General features: G+C 64.2%; 19 protein-coding genes. 16 read left to right on the plus strand and 3 right to left on the minus strand.

All coding sequences use genetic code 11. From position 1 onward, the window contains the following. The first annotated feature begins 17 nt into the window (after window positions 1–17). From FJ980_RS18430 to FJ980_RS18460, 7 genes are all read left to right on the plus strand, one after another. A complete protein-coding gene (locus tag FJ980_RS18430) occupies window positions 18–1,295 on the plus strand; it encodes a lytic murein transglycosylase (RefSeq protein ID WP_140545145.1) in 1,278 nt (425 codons plus the stop codon). A 268-nt stretch (window positions 1,296–1,563) separates the two neighbouring features. Beyond that, window positions 1,564–3,201, plus strand: a complete 1,638-nt coding sequence (locus tag FJ980_RS18435) for an ABC transporter substrate-binding protein (protein WP_140545147.1) — start codon at window positions 1,564–1,566, stop codon at window positions 3,199–3,201. An 18-nt stretch (window positions 3,202–3,219) separates the two neighbouring features. Further along, complete coding sequence (locus FJ980_RS18440) at window positions 3,220–4,287, plus strand: ABC transporter permease (RefSeq protein ID WP_140545149.1); 1,068 nt, start codon at window positions 3,220–3,222, stop codon at window positions 4,285–4,287. A 196-nt stretch (window positions 4,288–4,483) separates the two neighbouring features. After that, a complete protein-coding gene (nikC, locus tag FJ980_RS18445; protein WP_140545151.1) occupies window positions 4,484–5,410 on the plus strand; it encodes a nickel transporter permease in 927 nt (308 codons plus the stop codon). Next, window positions 5,407–6,243 carry an ABC transporter ATP-binding protein gene (locus FJ980_RS18450; protein ID WP_140545153.1) on the plus strand — a complete coding sequence of 279 codons (837 nt, stop codon included), beginning with the start codon at window positions 5,407–5,409 and terminating at the stop codon, window positions 6,241–6,243. Before nikC ends, FJ980_RS18450 begins: the two co-directional genes overlap by 4 nt. Next, the gene (locus FJ980_RS18455) at window positions 6,240–6,986 is read left to right on the plus strand and encodes an ABC transporter ATP-binding protein (RefSeq protein WP_140545155.1); all 747 of its coding nucleotides are present in this window, start codon (window positions 6,240–6,242) and stop codon (window positions 6,984–6,986) included. The genes FJ980_RS18450 and FJ980_RS18455 overlap by 4 nt, the downstream gene beginning before the upstream one ends. 184 nt (window positions 6,987–7,170) lie before the next feature. Then, window positions 7,171–8,448, plus strand: a complete 1,278-nt coding sequence (locus tag FJ980_RS18460; protein ID WP_140545157.1) for a 4-aminobutyrate--2-oxoglutarate transaminase — start codon at window positions 7,171–7,173, stop codon at window positions 8,446–8,448. A gap of 51 nt (window positions 8,449–8,499) precedes the next feature. On the opposite strand, the gene FJ980_RS18465 is transcribed toward FJ980_RS18460, so the two are convergent. The 3 genes from FJ980_RS18465 to FJ980_RS18475 are packed head-to-tail and all read right to left on the minus strand — an operon-like array spanning window position 8,500 to window position 10,351. After that, window positions 8,500–8,826 carry a type II toxin-antitoxin system RelE/ParE family toxin gene (locus tag FJ980_RS18465; protein ID WP_140545159.1) on the minus strand — a complete coding sequence of 109 codons (327 nt, stop codon included), beginning with the start codon at window positions 8,824–8,826 and terminating at the stop codon, window positions 8,500–8,502. After that, window positions 8,826–9,059, minus strand: a complete 234-nt coding sequence (locus FJ980_RS18470) for a type II toxin-antitoxin system ParD family antitoxin (RefSeq protein WP_140545161.1) — start codon at window positions 9,057–9,059, stop codon at window positions 8,826–8,828. The genes FJ980_RS18465 and FJ980_RS18470 overlap by 1 nt, the downstream gene beginning before the upstream one ends. A 38-nt stretch (window positions 9,060–9,097) precedes the next feature. Next, entirely contained in the window at window positions 9,098–10,351 is a 1,254-nt protein-coding gene (locus tag FJ980_RS18475; RefSeq protein ID WP_140545163.1) for an FAD-dependent oxidoreductase, read from the minus strand. A gap of 415 nt (window positions 10,352–10,766) precedes the next feature. On the opposite strand from FJ980_RS18475, the gene FJ980_RS18480 reads away from it, so the two are divergent. The 9 genes from FJ980_RS18480 to FJ980_RS18520 all read left to right on the plus strand — a co-directional run bounded on the left by FJ980_RS18480 (window position 10,767) and on the right by FJ980_RS18520 (window position 19,041). Beyond that, window positions 10,767–12,056 (plus strand): imelysin family protein, encoded by a 1,290-nt coding sequence (locus FJ980_RS18480; RefSeq protein WP_140545200.1) that lies wholly within the window; start codon window positions 10,767–10,769, stop codon window positions 12,054–12,056. A gap of 100 nt (window positions 12,057–12,156) precedes the next feature. Further along, window positions 12,157–12,468, plus strand: a complete 312-nt coding sequence (locus tag FJ980_RS18485; protein WP_140545165.1) for a (2Fe-2S)-binding protein — start codon at window positions 12,157–12,159, stop codon at window positions 12,466–12,468. Beyond that, the gene (gene bfr / locus FJ980_RS18490) at window positions 12,434–12,919 is read left to right on the plus strand and encodes a bacterioferritin (RefSeq protein ID WP_140545167.1); all 486 of its coding nucleotides are present in this window, start codon (window positions 12,434–12,436) and stop codon (window positions 12,917–12,919) included. Before FJ980_RS18485 ends, bfr begins: the two co-directional genes overlap by 35 nt. 12 nt (window positions 12,920–12,931) lie before the next feature. Then, window positions 12,932–14,533, plus strand: coding sequence for a di-heme oxidoredictase family protein (locus FJ980_RS18495; protein WP_140545170.1), 1,602 nt, complete (start codon window positions 12,932–12,934; stop codon window positions 14,531–14,533). Next, window positions 14,533–15,627 (plus strand): imelysin family protein, encoded by a 1,095-nt coding sequence (locus FJ980_RS18500; protein ID WP_181181248.1) that lies wholly within the window; start codon window positions 14,533–14,535, stop codon window positions 15,625–15,627. Before FJ980_RS18495 ends, FJ980_RS18500 begins: the two co-directional genes overlap by 1 nt. A gap of 4 nt (window positions 15,628–15,631) precedes the next feature. Then, window positions 15,632–16,738: a DUF1513 domain-containing protein gene (locus FJ980_RS18505; RefSeq protein WP_140545172.1), complete on the plus strand. Its 1,107-nt coding sequence runs from the start codon at window positions 15,632–15,634 to the stop codon at window positions 16,736–16,738. A 125-nt stretch (window positions 16,739–16,863) separates the two neighbouring features. After that, complete coding sequence (gene tsaB, locus FJ980_RS18510) at window positions 16,864–17,619, plus strand: tRNA (adenosine(37)-N6)-threonylcarbamoyltransferase complex dimerization subunit type 1 TsaB (RefSeq protein ID WP_140545174.1); 756 nt, start codon at window positions 16,864–16,866, stop codon at window positions 17,617–17,619. Next, complete coding sequence (gene rimI, locus FJ980_RS18515) at window positions 17,619–18,113, plus strand: ribosomal protein S18-alanine N-acetyltransferase (protein WP_095765976.1); 495 nt, start codon at window positions 17,619–17,621, stop codon at window positions 18,111–18,113. Before tsaB ends, rimI begins: the two co-directional genes overlap by 1 nt. Window positions 18,114–18,240: 127 nt before the next feature. Next, on the plus strand, window positions 18,241–19,041 hold the full coding sequence (locus FJ980_RS18520; protein WP_140545176.1) for a lysophospholipid acyltransferase family protein: 801 nt from the start codon (window positions 18,241–18,243) through the stop codon (window positions 19,039–19,041). The last annotated feature ends 13 nt before the right edge of the window (window positions 19,042–19,054 follow it).

The raw sequence follows: 19,054 nt of genomic DNA on the forward strand, positions 1-19,054 counted from the left end.
CCCCCCTTGAGGGGGAGATGTCCGGCAGGACAGAGGGGGGCGCGAAGGAACGCGGCTTCCACGGATTGGCCGTCACGATTTTCGTTGTATTCGTCATAGCGCTCGGCGTTTCGACCCCCACCCATGCCGCCCCCATTGACGACCAGTTCCAGGCCTGGCTGCAGACCGACCTCTGGCCCGAAGCCAAGTCCAAAGGCATCTCCAAGAAGACCTTCGACGCCGCATTCCTCGGCGTGAAGCCGAACCTGAAACTGCCCGATCTCGTCCTGCCCGGCGAGCAGCCGACGACGCCTGAGAAGCAGCATCAGGCCGAGTTCGGCCCGCCGGCCAACTACTTCGCCGAGAAGGTCGTTCGGGCCGTCACCTCGGGCGGAAAGACGCGCGAGAGCGCCAATGCCCGGACGCTCGGGCTGATCGAGAAGCGCTATGGCGTTCCGGGCGAGATCGTGCTGGCGATCTGGGGCCGCGAAACCGGCTTCGGTGCCGCCAAGATGCCTTACGATGCCTTCGAGGTGCTGGGCACCAAGGCGTTCATGTCGACCAAGAAAGACTTCTTCCGCACCGAGGTGCTGGCGGCGCTCGAAATCGTCGAGCGCGGGCTGGCGCCGGTCAATGCGATGAAGTCGTCCTGGGCCGGCGCGCTCGGCCAGCCGCAATTCATGCCGACCTCGTTCTTGAAGCACGCCGTCGATTTCGACGGCGACGGCCGGCCCGATATATGGAATTCGACGCCCGATGTGCTCGCCTCGATCGCCAACTACCTCGTCCACTATGGCTGGGTGAGGGGGCGCGGCTGGGGGGCCGAGGTGACGGTGCCGGCAAATGTGTCGTGCTCGCTTGAAGGACCCGACCGGGGCAAGAGGATCTCCGATTGGGTGGCGATGGGCATCAGGCGCGTCGACGGCAAGGCGTTTGCGGCGAGCGAATTGAAGGCCGAGGGCTTGCTGCTGATGCCGGCCGGGCGCAGCGGCCCGGCATTCGTCGTGACGCCGAATTTCTATGTGCTGAAGCAATACAACAACAGCGATCTCTACGGCCTGTTCATCGGTCATGCCGCCGATCGCATCGCCAAGGGCGACGCCGCCTTTGTCGGCGGCTGGGGCGCGGTCGGCGATCTCCACCGCTCCGATATCGCCGCCCTGCAGCGGGCGCTTGAAGCCAAGGGTTACGATGTCGGCAGCGCCGACGGCCTGCCCGGCTTCAAGACCCGCCGCTCCATCGGCATCTGGCAGGCAAAGAACGGCAAGCCCGCCACCTGCTTTCCCGATGCGGGCCTGGTCGCGCAGCTGAAATAGCGGCTGCCTCCCAAGGGACGAAGCTGATAACTTTTTGCGGATTGGCGGCTTCAATTAGCCGGCGCATGGGTTGACTCATGCGGCTCGTCCGGTCCCCCGATATCGCGTCTCGCAAAATGTCCGTTGCCGGTTCGAGAACCGCTGAATAGGGTGTTGACCAACTGGACAAAAAACACGACGGTAAGCGGTCAAAGCCGCAGCCGGCCTTGCAAAGAACAATACAGCCCTGAGCCGGGAACTCAGGTCAACAAAACAGGGAACGATCACCATGATGCTGGAAAAGTTTGCCCTCCGCTCGCGCGCCTTGCTTGCGGGCGCCGCGCTGTCCGCGCTGCTCGTCGCGCCCGCTTTCGCGGTCACGCCCGCCGATACGCTGGTCGAGGGCTTTGCCATCGACGACATCATCTCGATGGATCCGGGCGAAGCGTTCGAGCTGTCGACGGCCGAGGTCACCGGCAACACCTATGATCTTCTGGTCCGCCTCGATCTCAGCGACACCTCCAAGGTCAAGCCCGACCTCGCCGAGAGCTGGACCGTTTCCGATGATGGCCTGACTTATACGTTCAAGCTGAAGCCCGGCATGAAATTCGCCTCCGGCAATCCGATCACCGCCGCCGACGTCGCCTATTCCTTCGAACGCGCCGTCAAGCTCGACAAGAGCCCGGCCTTCATCATCAACCAGTTCGGCATTACCGGCGACAACGTCACCGAAAAGGCCAAGGCTGTCGACGACACCACCTTCCAGTTCGTCGTCGACAAGGCCTATGCGCCAAGCTTCGTGCTCAACTGCCTCTCGGCCACCGTCGCGTCGGTCGTGGATGCCAAGCTGGTCAAGGAACATGTCGCCGCCGCCACGCCGAGCGCCGACTACAAATGGGACAACGACTTCGGCAATGCCTGGCTGAAGACCGGCTATGCCGGCTCCGGTCAGTTCAAGCTGCGCGAATGGCGCGCCAACGAGGCCGTCGTCCTGGAGCGCAACGACAACTACAACGGCGAGAAGGCCAAGCTCGCCCGCGTCATTTACCGCAACATGAAGGAAAGCTCGGCACAGCGCCTGGCGCTCGAAGCCGGCGATATCGACGTCGCCCGCAATCTCGAGCCGAACGACCTCGATGCCATTGCCAAGAACGCCGATCTCACCACCACCAGCGCGCCGAAGGGCACGGTCTATTACATCAGCCTCAACCAGAAGAACCCGAACCTCGCCAAGCCCGAGGTGCGCCAGGCCTTCAAATATCTGGTCGACTACGACGCGCTCAGCACCACCATCCTCAAGGGCATCGGCGAAATCCACCAGTCCTTCCTGCCCAAGGGCGACCTTGGCGCCATCGACGACAACCCGTTCAAGCTCGACGTCGCCAAGGCCAAGGAATTGCTCGCCAAGGCCGGCCTGCCGGACGGCTTCAGCGTCACCATGGACGTCCGCACCGGACAGCCGACCACCGGCATGGCGGAATCGATCCAGCAGACGCTTGGCCAGGCCGGCATCAAGCTGGAGATCATTCCGGGCGACGGTAAGCAGACACTGACCAAATACCGCGCCCGCAACCATGACATCTACATCGGCAACTGGGGCCAGGACTATTTCGACCCGAACTCCAACGCCCAGACCTTCGCCTCGAACCCCGACAATTCGGATGCCGGCAAGTCCCACACGCTCGCCTGGCGCAATTCGTGGGACATTCCGGACCTGACCAAGGAAACGGAAGCAGCGCTTCTGGAGAAGGACGCGGCCAAGCGCGCCGACATGTACAAGGATCTGCAGAAGAAGATCCTCGACACCAGCCCCTTCGTCATCATCCACCAGCAGCTCGAAGTGGCCGGCCTGCGCAAGAACCTCAAGGGCTTCGCGCTCGGCCCGAGCTTCGACACCAACTTCGTCGGTGCGGTCTCCAAGCAATAGTGTCTTCGGACGCGCCGCGTGAGCGTAGCTGAAAACCAGGCGGCGGCGGGGCGCGGCAGCGTCCGCGCCGTCGCCATCCTGTCGTCGCTCGGCCGCTTCCTGGTCATAGCGGTGACGACCTATCTCGGCCTGCTCGCGGTGACCTTCTTCATCGGCCGCGTCATCCCGATCGATCCGGTTCTGGCTGTGCTCGGCGACCGCGCCCCTATCGCCGTCGTCGAGCGCACGCGCCGCGAGATGGGCCTCGACCTGCCCTGGATCGAGCAGTTCTACCTCTATGTCAAAAGTGCGCTGAGCGGCGACTTCGGCACGTCGGTGCTGACCACCAATCCGGTGATGACCGATATCCGCCGCGTTTTCCCGGCGACCATCGAGCTGGCGACGCTGGGCACGATCATCGGCGCCGTCATCGGCGTGCCGCTCGGTGTGCTGGCCGCCGTCAAGCGCGGCAGCCTCATCGACCAGATCGCGCGCATCGTCGGCCTCATCGGCTATTCCGTGCCGATCTTCTGGCTGGGGCTGCTCGGGCTGGTGCTGTTCTATGCCAAGCTGCAGTGGATCGCTTTTCCGGCGCGGCTCGATGTCGTCTACGAATACACGTTCACGCCGATCACCGGCTTCTACCTGCTCGATGCCGCGATGCAGGGGCAGTGGGACGTCTTCTACGATGCCTGGCGCCACATCGTCCTGCCGGCAGCGCTGCTCGGCTACCTGTCGCTCGCCTATATCAGCCGCATGACGCGTTCCTTCATGCTGAACGAGCTGGCGCAGGAGTATATCGTCGCGGCCCGTGCGAAAGGCCTGTCGGAGACGCGCATCATCTGGGGCCACGCGCTGCGCAACGCTGCCGTGCCGATGGTGACGGTGATCGCGCTTTCCTACGCCAACCTGCTCGAAGGCTCGGTGCTGACCGAGACCGTCTTCTCCTGGCCGGGCATCGGCCTCTACATCACCAACTCGCTGCAGAACGCCGACATGAACGCCGTGCTCGGCGGCACCATCGCCATCGGCTCGGTCTTCATCGCCATCAACCTTTTCTCCGATCTGCTCTACCGGCTTCTCGATCCAAGGACGAAGACCGGATGATCAGAGCTATTGCCGTTTTGGGCTTGGCCGCGACCAGCCATCCCCACTCCGGCCCTTCGGGCCGCCGCTCCTCGTGCCCGGGGGAGAGGAAAAGCTGGCCGCATGCCAGGCGCCTTTCGTCTCCCCTCTCGAACGGGGGAGAGGTGGTCTGCGAAGCAGACCGGAGTGGGGGTCGACTACTTCAGGGGGCATCGTCATGACCGCCGCCGACGCCGGCGCCTTCTCCCGTCGCGCATGGTTGCTGAGCGACCGGCCGGCCTCGCGCCTGCAGGCGAGGCTCGGCCGCGCTTATGTCGCCTGGCGTCGCTTTTCCGCCAACCGTTTGGCGTTGATCGGCCTGCTGATCATCATCGCGCTGCTGGTGGTCGCCGCCCTGGCCGATGTGCTGGCGCCGTATTCGCCGACCATCGGCGATCTGAAGAACGCCCGACTGCTGGCGCCAAGCGCCGCGCACTGGTTCGGCACCGACGACCTCGGCCGCGACATCTATTCACGCATCGTCTATGGCTCGCGCTGGACGCTTTATGTGGTGATCCTCGTCGCCATCATCGCCGCGCCAATCGGCCTTCTGGTCGGCACGATCGCCGGTTATGCCGGCGGCTGGACCGACACGATCCTGATGCGCATCACCGACATCTTCCTCGCCTTTCCGAAGCTGGTTCTGGCGCTGGCTTTCGTTGCCGCGCTCGGCCCCGGCATCGAGAACGCCGTGCTGGCGATCGCCATCACCTCATGGCCGCCTTACGCGCGCATCGCGCGCGCCGAGACGCTGACGGTGCGCAATTCCGACTACATCAAGGCGGTGCAGCTGATGGGCGCCTCGCCCTTCCGCATCGTGCTGCGCCACATCATGCCGCTCTGCATCTCCTCGCTGATCATCCGCGTCACGCTCGACATGGCCGGCATCATCCTGACCGCCGCGGGCCTTGGTTTCCTCGGTCTCGGCGCGCAGCCGCCATTGCCCGAATGGGGCGCGATGATCGCGTCAGGCCGCCGCTTCATCCTCGACCAGTGGTGGGTGGCCGCAGCCCCTGGCGCCGCCATCCTCATCGTCAGCCTCGGCTTCAACCTGCTCGGCGACGGCCTGCGCGATGCGCTCGATCCCCGGAGTGGCGACCAATGAGCGACACGCTTCTCGAAGTAGACGACTTGCGCGTCACCTTCCCGACCCGCACCGGCCTTGTGCAGGCCGTGCGCGGCGTCTCCTTCTCGCTCGGCCGCGAGCGGTTGGGCATCGTCGGCGAGAGCGGCTCCGGCAAATCGCAGACCGGCCGCGCCATCATGGGGCTTACCCCGCCGCAAGCCGAGGTTTCGGCGAAGAAGCTCGCCTTCGACGGCATGGATCTGCTTTCCATATCGCCGCGTGAGCGCCGGGCGCTGCGGGGAAACCGCATCGCCATGATCCTGCAGGACCCGAAATATTCGCTCGATCCGGTCCTGACCATCGGCCGCCAGATCGTCGAGACGCTGCGCACGCATGAGAAGGTCCGAAAGGCCGAAGCGCGCGAACGGGCGCTGGCGATGCTGCAGGCGGTGCAGATCCGCGACCCGGCCCGCGTCTTCGATCTCTATCCGCATGAGGTCTCGGGCGGCATGGGCCAGCGCGCCATGATCGCCATGATGCTGGTCACCGGACCCGAATTGATGATCGCCGACGAGCCGACTTCGGCGCTCGACGTCACCGTGCAGCTCGACGTGCTCAACATCCTCGACAAGCTCGTCGCCGAGCGCGGCATGGGTCTGATCTTCATCTCGCACGATCTGCGCCTGGTCTCCTCCTTCTGCGATCGCGTCGTCGTCATGTATGCCGGCAAGGTCGTGGAGCAGATCAAGGCTTCGGAGCTGCGGGACGCTCAGCACCCTTACACGCGTGGCCTGCTCAACTGCATGCCGAAAATCGGCTTCGAGCGCCATCCGCTGCCGGTACTCGACCGCAAGCCGGAGTGGGCGGCATGACGGCTTCCATCACTGTCGAAGGGCTGGAAGTGGTCTTCGACCGGTTTCGCGCGCTGAAGGGCGTCAGCCTCCAAGTCAGGGAAGGCGAATCCTACGGCCTCGTCGGCGAAAGCGGTTCCGGCAAGTCGACGCTGCTGCGAGCAATCACCGGTCTCGCGCCGGCTTCTTCCGGCACCATTACCGTCAACGGCAAGACGCTCGGCAAAACCCGCGACAAGGCGTTCTATCGCGAGGTGCAGATGGTCTTTCAGGATCCTTACGGCTCGTTGCATCCGCGCCAGACGGTCGACCGCCTGCTGCAAGAGCCCCTTGCGATCCATGGCATTGCCGAGGGCGAGAAGCGCATCGAGCGCGCGCTGGACGAGGTAGGGCTTGGCAAGGGCTTCCGCTTCCGCTACGCGCACCAGCTCTCCGGCGGCCAGCGTCAGCGCGTCGCGATTGCGCGTGCGCTGATCCTCGAACCCTCGATCCTGTTGCTCGACGAGCCGACCTCGGCGCTCGACGCCTCGGTGCAGGCGGAGGTGCTGAACCTGCTCGAGGAGGTGCGGCGGCGCCGCAAGCTCACCTTCCTGATGGTCAGCCACGACCTCGCCATCATCACCCATATGTGCGAGCGGCTGATGGTGATGCAGAACGGCGAGGCCGTGGAGACGCTGACCGCGAGCCAACTGATCGGCCACCGCGTGAGCGAGGATTATACGCGCAATCTGTTGAGGGCCAGCGAAGGGTTCGTGAGGGTTTAGCTCGCAATTGCCAAGCCGCGTTCCTGCCCAGGTGTACCAGGGAGGACTTTATCTGGATCAGGCCCAATTGACTGGATCACGTGCCGACTTGAGCAAAACGTGAAATAAGGTCAGAAGGATTTCAACGGCATCAAACGAGAACGGGCCCAGTCTCGATGAAGGATGGCCCCGATTGAGGGACGATATGAAGAATTCAGCCATTTCCGAACGCAAGAACCAGTCGATCTCGCGCGGCGTCGGCATGACGACGCAGATCTACGCCGATCGCGCCGAGAATTCGGAAATCTGGGACGTCGAGGGCCGCCGCTACATCGACTTCTCGTCCGGCATCGCCGTCGTCAACACCGGCCATCGCCACCCGAAGGTGATCGAGGCGGTCAAGGCGCAGCTCGACCGCTTCACCCACACCTGCCACCAGGTCGTGCCTTATGAGAGCTACGTGCATCTCGCCGAGCGGCTGAACGGCTTGCTGCCGGGCAAGTTCGACAAGAAGACCGTCTTCGTCACCACCGGCGCCGAGGCGGTCGAGAACGCCATCAAGATCGCCCGCAACGCCACCGGCCGTCAGGCGGTCATCGCCTTTTCAGGCGGCTTTCATGGCCGCACCTTCATGGGCATGGCGCTGACCGGCAAGGTCGTGCCCTACAAGGTCGGCTTCGGCGCCATGCCCGCCGATGTCTTCCACGCGCCGTTCCCGGTCGCGCTGCACGGTGTCTCGGTCGCCGATTCGCTTGCCGCGCTCGACAAGCTGTTCAAAGCTGATGTCGATCCGGCCCGCGTTGCCGCCATCATCGTCGAGCCGGTGCAGGGCGAGGGCGGCTTCTACGAGGCGCCGCGCGATTTCATGGCAGCACTGCGCAAGATCTGCGATCAGCACGGCATCCTGCTGGTCGCCGACGAAGTGCAGACCGGCTTTGCTCGCACCGGCAAGATGTTCGCCATGGATCATCATGACGTGGCGCCCGACCTCACCACCATGGCCAAGAGCCTCGCCGGCGGCTTCCCGCTGTCGGCCGTCACCGGCCGCGCCGAGATCATGGACGCGCCCGGCCCCGGCGGGCTCGGCGGCACCTATGGCGGCAGCCCGATCGGCGTTGCCGCCGCGCACGCCGTGCTCGATGTCATCGAGGAAGAAAAGCTCTGCGACCGCGCCAATGCGCTTGGCGCGCGGCTGAAGCAGCGGCTGGTTTCGATCCGCGAGGACGTGCCGGAGATCGTCGACATCCGCGGTCCGGGCTTCATGAACGCGGTCGAGTTCAACGACGTCAAGAAGGGGCTTCCATCGGCGGAGTTCGCCAACGCGGTCAGGCTGAAGGCGCTGGACAAGGGCCTCATCCTGCTCACCTGCGGCGTCTACGGCAACGTTATCCGCTTCCTGTCGCCGATCACCATCCAGGACGGCGTCATGACCGAGGCGCTGGATATCCTAGAGACCTCGATCCGCGAGGCGCGGGTGGCCTGAAGGGCGGTCCACATTTTCTGAAGGCTTGCGCCGAAGCGATTGAATGTGCCGTCAGGAATTCGGATTCTGTAACCAGGCGGGAATATCCGTCTTGGCGTGCAGAACCCGCCACACATCGATGTGGTCGGTCTGGTCGAAATAGAAAATCAGGTACGGATAGCGCTTGAATTGCACGCTTCGCAGACCGGGCAATCCGATTTCATAGCCAAACCTCAGAGAGCCCGACGCCGGATGGCGGGCTATCAGTTGGTAGGCGCTTTGGAGGTCGTCGACGTAGCCCAACGCCGCGTGCGGACCAGCTTCGCGTGCATAATAATCAATGGCGTCCTCGATATCCCGCAGGGCAAGGGTTCGAGGAACAATTGCCTTTGTGGACACTAATTATTGCCTTGCGCTCGTTTCCGCAGCGCTGCGAAATAATCATCGTCAACGGGCTCACCCGGCGCGGACGACGCGCCCTCTAGGAGCAAACGGCGCAAAAGTTGACGATCCTGATCGTGGCGGATCAATTCACGCACATATTCGCTGCTCGTGCCAAAGCCTCGATCAGTCACTTGCTGATCAACAAAATTCTTCAAGCTGTCGGGCAGTGAAATATTCATCGTGCTCATTCAGCCATTTTATCGCCTATGGCAAAAATTGGCAATCTCTACGCGCTCGCCCTTGCCGGTTCGTCCTGACTGAAGGCCGCAAGCGCCGCCTTCAGCGCATCCGGCCCGCCTGCCACCGTTTGCGGCGTCGGCGAGAAGCCGGCGCCGAGCATCTTGCGGCCAAGCATGTGGTCGGCCGGGCGGTTGACGGATTCGATGCCGAGCAGCCGATTGCCCGCATAATGGTAGATCGAGAACTTGTTGTCGGCGAGATCGCCCAGCACGACATGGTGATCGCCGCCTTGGGTCAGGCCCACCATCTGCAGCTTCATGTCGCCGATATCCGACCAGAACCACGGCACGGCCGAGAAGGGCTCGGCATGGCCGAGGACGGTGCGTGCGGCAAGCCTGGCCTGGTCGGTGGCGTTCTGCACCGATTCCAGCCGCACGTCGCCGCCGGTGAACCAGTGCCGATAGGAGGCGGCGTCGCCGATGGCGAGGATTTCGGGAACAGAGCTTTGCATATGCTGGTCGCCGCGGATGCCGTTGCCGATGGCCAGACCGGCGGCTTCAGCCAGTTCGACATTGGGCACCACGCCGATGCCGATGATCGCCATCTGCGCCGGCAGGCGTTCGCCGCCCGACGTGATCGCGGCCGAAACGCGGCCGCCTTCGCCCTCGAGGCGGGCAATGGTGGTGCCGGTCAGGATGCGCACGCCGATCGCTTCCAGGCGCTGGCGCACATGCGCGGCGATGACTGGCGCCACGGCGCGGCCGAGCAGCCGGTCGACCGCCTCGACGACGGTGACGTTGCGGCCGGCCGCTCTTAGCGTCGCCGCGATCTCCAGGCCGATGAAGCCGCCGCCGAGAATGACCACGTCCTCGCTTTGCGCGCTGAGCTCGCGGATCGCCCGCGCATCGGCCAGCGAGCGCAGCGAGACCACGCCGGCAAGACTGGCGCCGTCGAGCTTGAGCAGACGTGGCCGCGAGCCGGTCGCGAGCACCAGCCGGTCGAAGGCAAGCGTTCCACCGCCTGCGACATTCAGCCGGCCCGAGCCGGCATCGATGCTGTCGATGCGCACGCCTGGCCGGTAGTCGATGTTGTTGCCGGTGTAGAAGGCTTCGCCCCGCAGCGGCTGGGGCTTGGCCTCGGTGTCCTTTATGAAGGTCTTGGAGAGCGGCGGCTTGTGATAGGGCAGTTCCTTCTCGTCGCCGACGAGGACGACGGGTCCTTCATAGCCTTCTTCGCGCAGGCTGGCGGCTGCCTGCACGCCGGCATGGCCCGCACCGACAATCACAACCCCGTTCGTCATCGCAATCCTTTTGGTCAGCAAATTTAGGCTCTTGCGCCAAGTGGCGATTGTCCATCACCGCCGCAAGAGCCGCGCACCGGGTCGCACCCAGAACGGCTGTCTGTCAATCGGGCCCAGCGAGGCAGTACCGGGCTTAAAGTTGACATTTGTAGTTTAGAATAATTCTAAACTGTTGTTTCAATTGAATATTTTCTATCTCACCAGTTGACTCCCAGCCTCTCCGTCGCTTTATGGAGAGCTGCGCGCAAAGCGCATCCCTTTGATGTCTGGGCCTTGAACCCTTTCGATTGGAGGCAAGTGGGTGTCTTTTTATCGCGAACCGCGCCTCGACGCGGCCACCATTTTTCCCGGCGTGATTATGCCTCGGCGCGGGTGGGCGCCTTTTGTTGAATTTCAAAAAAACTGGAGAAGGATGATGACGGCACGTAACGGCGGCAGGCTGGCTGCGATCTGCGCCACGGCTGCACTGACGGCGGCGGTGTTCGTGTTGCCGGCGAAAGCCGAGACGGACACCAAGGCGGTGATCAAGACCTATGCCGACATCGCTTTAGCCAAATACGAGGATTCGCTGACCACCGCGCAGGCGCTGGACAAGGCGGTAGATGCGCTCATTGCCAGCCCCTCGGCCGACACGTTGAACGCCGCGCGCGAAGCCTGGAAGGCGGCGCGCATTCCTTACCAGCAGACCGAAGTCTACCGCTTCGGCAATAAGATCGTCGATGACTGGGAAGGCAAGGTGAATTCCTGGCCGCTGGACGAGGGCCTCATCGACTATGTTGCGAAGAGCTATGGCACCGAGTCGGACGAGAACGCGCTCTATACCGCCAACGTCATCGCCAACAAGGAAATCGAGATCAACGGCAAGAAGGTCGATGCCTCGAAGCTGACGCCCGAGTTCCTGTCCGGCACGCTGCAGGAGGCCGGCGGCGTCGAAGCCAATGTCGCGACCGGCTATCACGCCATCGAATTCCTGCTCTGGGGCCAGGACCTGCATGGCACAGGGCCGGGCGCCGGCGAGCGGCCCTATACGGATTACGACCTCAAGAACTGCACGGGCGGCAATTGCGATCGTCGCGCCGAATATCTGAGATCGGCGACCGATCTTCTGGTGTCCGACCTGCAGGAAATGGTCGGCAACTGGAAGGAGGACGGCGCCGCGCGCAAGAACCTGACCGACGGCGATGCGAATGCCGCCATCTCCACCATCTTCACCGGCATGGGCTCGCTCTCCTATGGCGAACTGGCCGGCGAGCGCATGAAGCTCGGCCTGTTGCTGCACGACCCGGAAGAGGAGCACGACTGCTTCTCCGACAACACCTACATCTCGCATCTCTATGACGCTGTCGGCATCCGCGACGCCTATCATGCCAGCTACAAGCGGCTCGACGGCTCCGTGGTCTCGGGTCCGTCGGTGTCCGACATGGTGAAGGCCGCCGATCCGGCGATCGACAGGGAGCTGTCGGGCAAGCTCGACACCACCGTTGCCAAGATGGAGGCCATCCAGGCGCGTGCCCTTGCCGGCGAGGCATATGACCAGCAGATCGCCGAGGGCAACACGGAAGGTAACGCCACGGTGCAGGCGGCGATCGACGCCCTGATCGACCAGACCAAGTCGATCGAGCGCGCCGTGGGCTCGCTCAAGCTGAACGAGATTGCTTTCGAGGGCTCTGACAGCCTCGACGCGCCCGACAAGGTGTTCAAGTAAGATCGGGAATGGTCCCAATAACCGGTCTTTGGACAAGATCGTGCCCAATTGAGAAACCAGCCAAGCGGCGCCGGAAGGCGTCGTCAGCCAGAGCAAGTAGATGCTGATCTGCCATTGCAACATCATCACCGAAAAGGAGATCGAGCAGACGATCGTCGGCCTGCTGGATGAGGATCCGTGGCAGCTGATCGTGCCCGCGAAGGTCTATCATGCGATGCACAAGCGGGGCCGCTGTTGCGGCTGTTTCCCAAATGTGGTGGAAACGATCATTCGGGTCACCGAGAATTACCACGCCCGCTCGGAGACGGAGGGCGCGGACATCGTTTCACACCTGGATCGCGTGCGAGGCTTGCGCGTCCAATACGGGAGCAGAAGCCATGAAAGGCGAACCGCAGGTCATCGAGCGGCTTAATGACGCTCTGTTTCTCGAGCTTGGAGCCGTCAACCAGTACTGGGTGCATTATCGTCTGCTCGAGGATTGGGGCTACACCAAGCTGGCAAAGAAGGAGCGGGCGGAATCGATCGAGGAAATGCATCACGCCGACCGGCTGATCGCGCGCATCATCTTCCTCGAAGGCCATCCCAACCTGCAGTCCGTCGCGCCGTTGCGGATCGGCCAGAACGTCAAGGAGGTGCTCGAATCCGATCTGGCCGGCGAATATGACGCGCGCACCGCCTACAAGCGCTCGCGCGATATCTGCCAGGACGAAGGCGATTTCGTTTCGATGAAGCTGTTCGAGGATCTTTTGACCGACGAAGAAGGACATATCGATTTCCTGGAAACGCAGCTCGACCTGCTTGCCTCGATCGGTGAGGAGAAATACGGCCTGCTCAATGCCGATTCGGCCAACGAGGCGGAGTAAGGACATGCGGGAATGCGGCGCCCCGTAGACTTTTCGCGCCGCGCGTGGCGGGCCGCAGTCGACGCCCTGCCGCTTCGGAAGACCCCGCGATATCGGATCGGTCGCGGGGCGTCGCTTTTGCTGGCGATCATGCTTTCCGCATCCGCCTTGGCCGATCAGCCCGCCGCTCTGCCGACGAGCCGCACCGACCTGACGCCGAAGGACCAGGCACGGGTTCTGGCGGTCACCAGGCCGACGACCGATTTCACCAGGCCCGAGCCGTTCGAGCTGATGCAGGGTGGCGCCGGCACGTCGCACAAGGACGTCAACCGCGATGCCTTCTCGCAATCCTCCGCCAATATCACCTTCGAGGAAGAAGGAACCTTCAAGCTCGGCAACGCGCTGTTCCGCAAGAACTGGGTGTCGTCGCCGTCCTCGACCCAGGCTTCGGACGGGCTCGGCCCGCTCTTCAACGAACGCGCCTGCCAGAACTGCCATTTGAAGGATGGCCGCGGCCGTCCGCCGGAAGGCGATGCCGGATCGACATCGATGTTTCTGAGGCTGGCGCGCGATGCCGGCAACGCCGAGGAAAAGACGGCGCTCACCGATCATAAGCTGCTGAACTTTCCCGATCCCGTCTATGGCGCGCAACTACAGGATCTGGCGGTTCCCGGGCTCAGAGGTGAGGGCCGGATGCGCGTCGATTATCAGGAGCAAAAAGTGACGCTCGGCGACGGCGCCGTCGTTTCGCTGCGCAAGCCGAGCTATACCATCGAAAATCTCGGCTACGGTCCGCTCGATCCGCGCACCACGCTGTCGCCGCGCCTGACGCCGCCGATGATCGGCCTGGGCCTGATCGAGCAGATCGCGCCGGCCGATATCATTTCGCATGCCGATCCGGACGACCGCGACGGCGACGGCATTTCGGGCCGGGCGAACATCGTGCGCGACGAGCTGAACGGCCAGGTGATCCTGGGCCGCTTCGGCTGGAAGGCGCAGACCGCGTCGATCCGCCAGCAAGCGGCCGATGCCTTTGCCGGCGATATCGGCATCTCGACGCCCGAAGTGCGGAAACCCTGGGGCGATTGCACCGCGGCGCAGCAGGATTGCCTTGCCATGCCGAACGGGGTGCAGCAACGCCTCGGCACGGCCGAGGCGCCGCCGCCGGTGATGGACCTCGTCACCTTCTATTCGCAAAATCTGGCCGTGCCGGCGCGGCGCGATATCGGCAAGCCTGATGTGCTTGCCGGCAAAAAGCAGTTCTACGAGATGGGCTGCATTGCCTGCCACACGCCGAAATTCGTCACCATGCGCGGCACGCCCAACAAGGCGCAGGCCTTCCAACTGATCTGGCCCTATTCCGACCTCCTGCTGCACGACATGGGCGAGGGCCTCGCCGATGGGCAACGCGTCGGCCAAGCGAGCGGCAGCGAGTGGCGCACCCCGCCGCTCTGGGGTATTGGGCTCACCGCGACGGTCAACGGCAATGCCTTTTACCTGCATGACGGCCGCGCTCGCACGCTTGCCGAGGCGATCCTGTGGCATGGCGGCGAGGGCCAGAAGGCGCGCGACCGCTTCGCCGGCGCCGCTGCGGTCGATCGCGAGGCGCTGATCAAATTCCTGGAGTCGCTATGATGTTGAAACGCGTCGCTCTGATGTCGAAACGCATGGCCCTCGCTCTTCCGTTCCTTCTGGCCGCCGTTCTTCCGGCATCGGCCGCGGTCAAGGCTTCCGATGTCATCGGCCGCGCGATCGACGGCTTCGTCCGCCCCGCCTATGCCAGCCTCGACGAACATGCGGGGGGCCTGACCATGGCGATGCACCAGCTTTGCGAAGCGCCGTCCGGGCAAAATCTCGAAGCGGCGCGCGCGGCGTTTTCCGGCACGGTCGAGGCCTGGTCGGTGGCCGAGATCATCGCCTTCGGACCAATCAAGGAGAACAACCGGCTGGAACGCATGCTTTATTGGCCGGACCGCAAGAGCATCGGCCTGAGGCAAGTGCAGGCCACGCTCGCATCCAAGGACCCGTCCGCCGCCGATCCGGCGCAACTGGCGCAAAAGAGTGTCGCCATGCAGGGCCTCGGCGCGCTCGAATATGTGCTCTACGGCGACGGCGCCGAAACCCTTGCCGGGAAAGACGATCCCTACCGCTGCGCCTATGGCGCGGCTGTCGCCGGCAACATCGAAGCGATGGCGGGCGAGGTGCGAGATGGCTGGCAAAAGCCCGACGGCTTCGCGTCGCTCTGGGCCAATCCGGGGCCGAAGAACCCGCTCTACCGCGATGGCAACGAAGCGGTCACGGAACTGGTCGGCGTCTTCATCAACGAGCTGGACATGATCCGCGACGTGCGGCTCAAGGGTTTTCTCGGCGCGAAGCCGGATGCCGACAAGCCGAAGCAGGCGATCTACTGGCGCTCGCAGAACACGACGGCCTCACTGGCCGCAAACCTGTCCGGCATCGACCAGCTGTTCCAGGTCTCCAGGCTCGGCGACGCTCTGCCCGCCGATGCGCAATGGATGGCAGAGTCCATCCACATCCAACTCAGCAACGGCGTGACAACAGCGAAATCCGTTGCCGGCCCGATCGACAAGGCGCTCGCCGACCCCGCGCTGCGCGACAAGCTCGAGCATTTCGCGCTGATCACCTCCAGCCTGTCGACCTTGATCGGCACCAGGTTGACCGCCGAGTTCGGCCTGACCGCCGGCTTCTCCTCGCTGGACGGGGATTGATGCCGTGAGTACCGCCCTCATCGACCGCCGCGATTTCCTGCGCGCCGCGGGCGTCGGCTTCGCCGCCGCCATGGCCCCGCGCGCCTGGGCCGACACGCTTGCCGCGGACGCGGTGTTTGCCACGGCGTTTGTCAAGCGCGACGGCAGCTTCGGCGCCGCCGTGCTCTCCGAGTCGGGGAAAATCTTGCACACGATCGATCTGCCGGATCGCGGCCACGACGTCACTTTCGATCCGGTGTCGAAGCGCTCGGTGGTCTTCGCCCGCCAGCCCGGCACCTTTGCCGTGGTCTTCGACCATGCCGGCCGCGACAAGCCGTTGACCATCGCCAGCATCGCCGGCCGGCATTTCTTCGGCCATGGCGTGTTCTCGCCCGACGGCGCCTTGCTCTACGCGACCGAGAACGATTTCGACAACGCGGCAGGTGTCGTGGGCATCTATGACGCGCGGGCGAGATTCAATCGCGTCGGCGAGTTCCCGACCTATGGCATGGGGCCGCATGAGCTGCTCCTGCTCGGCGATGGCCGCACCTTAGCCGTCGCCAATGGCGGCATCGAAACCCATCCCGACTACGGCCGCGCCGAGCTCAACATCGCGACGATGAAGCCGTCCTACACGCTGGTCGACCGCGTCACCGGCGACCTCATCGAAAAGCACGAGCTGCCGCCGACGCTGCATCAGCTTTCGATCCGCCACATGGATCGCGACCAGGTGGGCACCGTCTGGTTCGGCTGCCAATATCGCGGGCCGGCGACCGACCGGCCGGCATTGGTCGGCCGCGCCGCGCGCGGCAAGGAGCTCGAGCTTCTGGAGATGCCGCAGGACGTGCTCTCCGGCTTCCGCAATTACATCGGCTCGGTCGCCGCCAATGCCGCGACGGGCACGGTCGCCGTCACCTCGCCGGAGGGCAACTCGCTGGCCGTCATCGATGCCGCCAGCGGACGCGTGGTCACGACAAGAGCGCTGGTCGAGGTCTGCGGCGTCGCGCCCGACGGCGCCGGCTTCATGGCGACGACCGGCGCCGGCGAGATCGTCGTCGGCGCCGGCGTCACCCGTTCCGAACCGGACTATGTCTGGGACAACCACATGCTGCGCATTGTCGCGACGGCGTGATCGCCGCGCGTGGAAGCGAAGCCGCTTAACATTTCTCCGCCCTGGCCCTTGCGGCGGCGGCCTATGCCGGGCAGAGGGAATTGTGTTTCGATCCAGTTCGTTAACCGGCCTATGAAGCTGCCCCTATGAAGCTGCTTGCCATCGACTGCGCCGCCAATCTCTGCGCCGCCTGCGTCTATGACGCGGGCGCGGGGAAGGAGCTTGGCGGCGAAGTGCGCGACCTAGGCAAGGGGCATGCCGAGCATCTGATGGCCGTCATCGAGACGGCGCTGAAAGCCGGCGGCGTCGGCTACCCTGATCTCAACGCCGTCGCCGTCTCGATCGGACCCGGCTCGTTCACCGGCCTGCGCGTCGGCGTCTCGACCGCGCGCGGCCTGGCGCTGGCATTGAAAATCCCGGCGATCGGCGTGACGACGCTGGAAGCCCTGGCGGCGGAGGGTGCGAAAACTTTTCCCGGGCGCGCGGTGCTTGCCGTGCTCGATGCCGGCCGCGAGGAAATCCACGCGGCGCTCTATGATAAAGCGTTAGCTGAAACTTACGGACCTTCCGTAATCACGCTTTCCGGGGCGGCGACCATGGCCAACGGCGCCGATGCCGTCCTTGTCGGCACCGCCGCGCCGCATATTGCCGCGGCGGCGGGACGGGCCTTCGACACCGGCCCGGTTGCCGCCACCGCCGACATCGCAACCTATGCCAGGCTGGCCTCGGCCAGAGGGCCGGGCGAAAAACCCAAGCCGCTCTATCTGCGCGGCGCCGACGCCAAGCCGCAGGCGGGCTTCATTCTTCCAAGACAGGACAATGGTCCAAAGGGAGACCGTGATTCCAAGAAGCAGGAGGCGGTTTTGGGGAAAGGTCGTGGTCCAAAAGGAAGCGACGCCTGATGCGCATCCCGTTCTTTCAGCCGCGCCGCAGGGACTATGCGCTGGAGCCGCTGACGGTTGCCGACAGCGCCGCCGTCTCGGAGCTGCATCGAGAGGATTTCGTGCGGCCCTGGACCGACGGCGAGTTCGCAGCACTGCTCGAGCAGGATACGGTGTTCGGCTACGCCGCGCGCGAGACAGGGCAGGGATCGAAACCTCCTGTCGGTTTCGTGCTGGCGCGGCTCGCGGCCGGCGAGGGCGAGATCCTGACCGTGGCCGTCGCCCGCACGCATCGCCGACAGGGCCTTGGCTGGCAATTGATGGATGCGGTGCTGCGCGAGCTTCATGCGCAGCGCGCCGAAGCGCTCTTCCTCGAGGTCGACGAGACCAATGCGCCGGCGATCGCGCTTTATCGCAGGCTTGGCTTCATCCAGGTCGGTCATCGGCCCAACTACTATCGCTCGACCGAGCACGGTCCGACCGGCGCGCTTGTCATGCGCCGCGATCTTCGCTAGCCACAGTCGCGCATGACCCCGAAAATCGGCTCTGATTTTCGGAAAGGATCATGCGCCAAGCGGGAGTGTTACAGCGTCCTTTGCGCGCCCTAAGGCGCGCGGCGCTGTAATGTTGGGGCCGGAGTGAATGATCAAGAAATTGCGGATTTTCCTGGCGCTCTTCTATATCGTCGTCTGTTCGCTGGTGCTGGTGCCGCTGCAGATTCTGTCGATGAAGACGGGGCTGTGGCCCGAAACGTTCATCCTGAAGATCTGGCACGGCATGATCCTCAAGGCGCTGGGCATGCGGGTGCATGTGAGAGGTGCGCTTGCCAGGGAACGTCCAGTGCTGGTGGCGGCCAACCACATTTCCTGGACCGACATCATGGTGCTCGGCTCCTTTGTCGATGTGAAGTTCATCGCCAGGGCCGACGTGGAAGGCTGGCCGATGATCGGCATGCTGTCCAAGCTGCAGCGCACCGTCTACATCGAACGCGAGCGCAAGCGCACCTCCGGCGACCAGGCGAGCGAGATCGCCAGGCGCATGGCCAAGGGCGATGCCATGGTGCTGTTCGCCGAAGGTTCGACCGGTGACGGCAACCTTGTGCTGCCGTTCAAGAGCACGCTCTTCGGCGCCGCCTCGATGGCGATTTCGGAAGGTGCGGCGGACCAGGTCTTCATCCAGCCCGTGGCGATCGCCTATACGCGCCTGCATGGCATGCCGATGGGCCGCCGCCATCGGCCGATGTCCGCCTGGATCGGCGACCAGGATTTGATGCCGCACCTGAAAACCCTGCTTGCCGAAGGCGCGATAGATGCCGAGGTGCATTTCGGCGAGCCTGTGCCGTTCTCCAAGGGCTCGAACCGCAAGGAAACGGCACGGCTTATGGAAGCCAGGGTGCGCCAGATGATGCAGGCCGTCCTCGCCGACCCGGCCAAGAGCCGGTAGCCGATGCATTTCG

The organism is Mesorhizobium sp. B1-1-5 (genome assembly GCF_006443065.1).
Classification (GTDB): Bacteria; Pseudomonadota; Alphaproteobacteria; order Rhizobiales; family Rhizobiaceae; genus Mesorhizobium.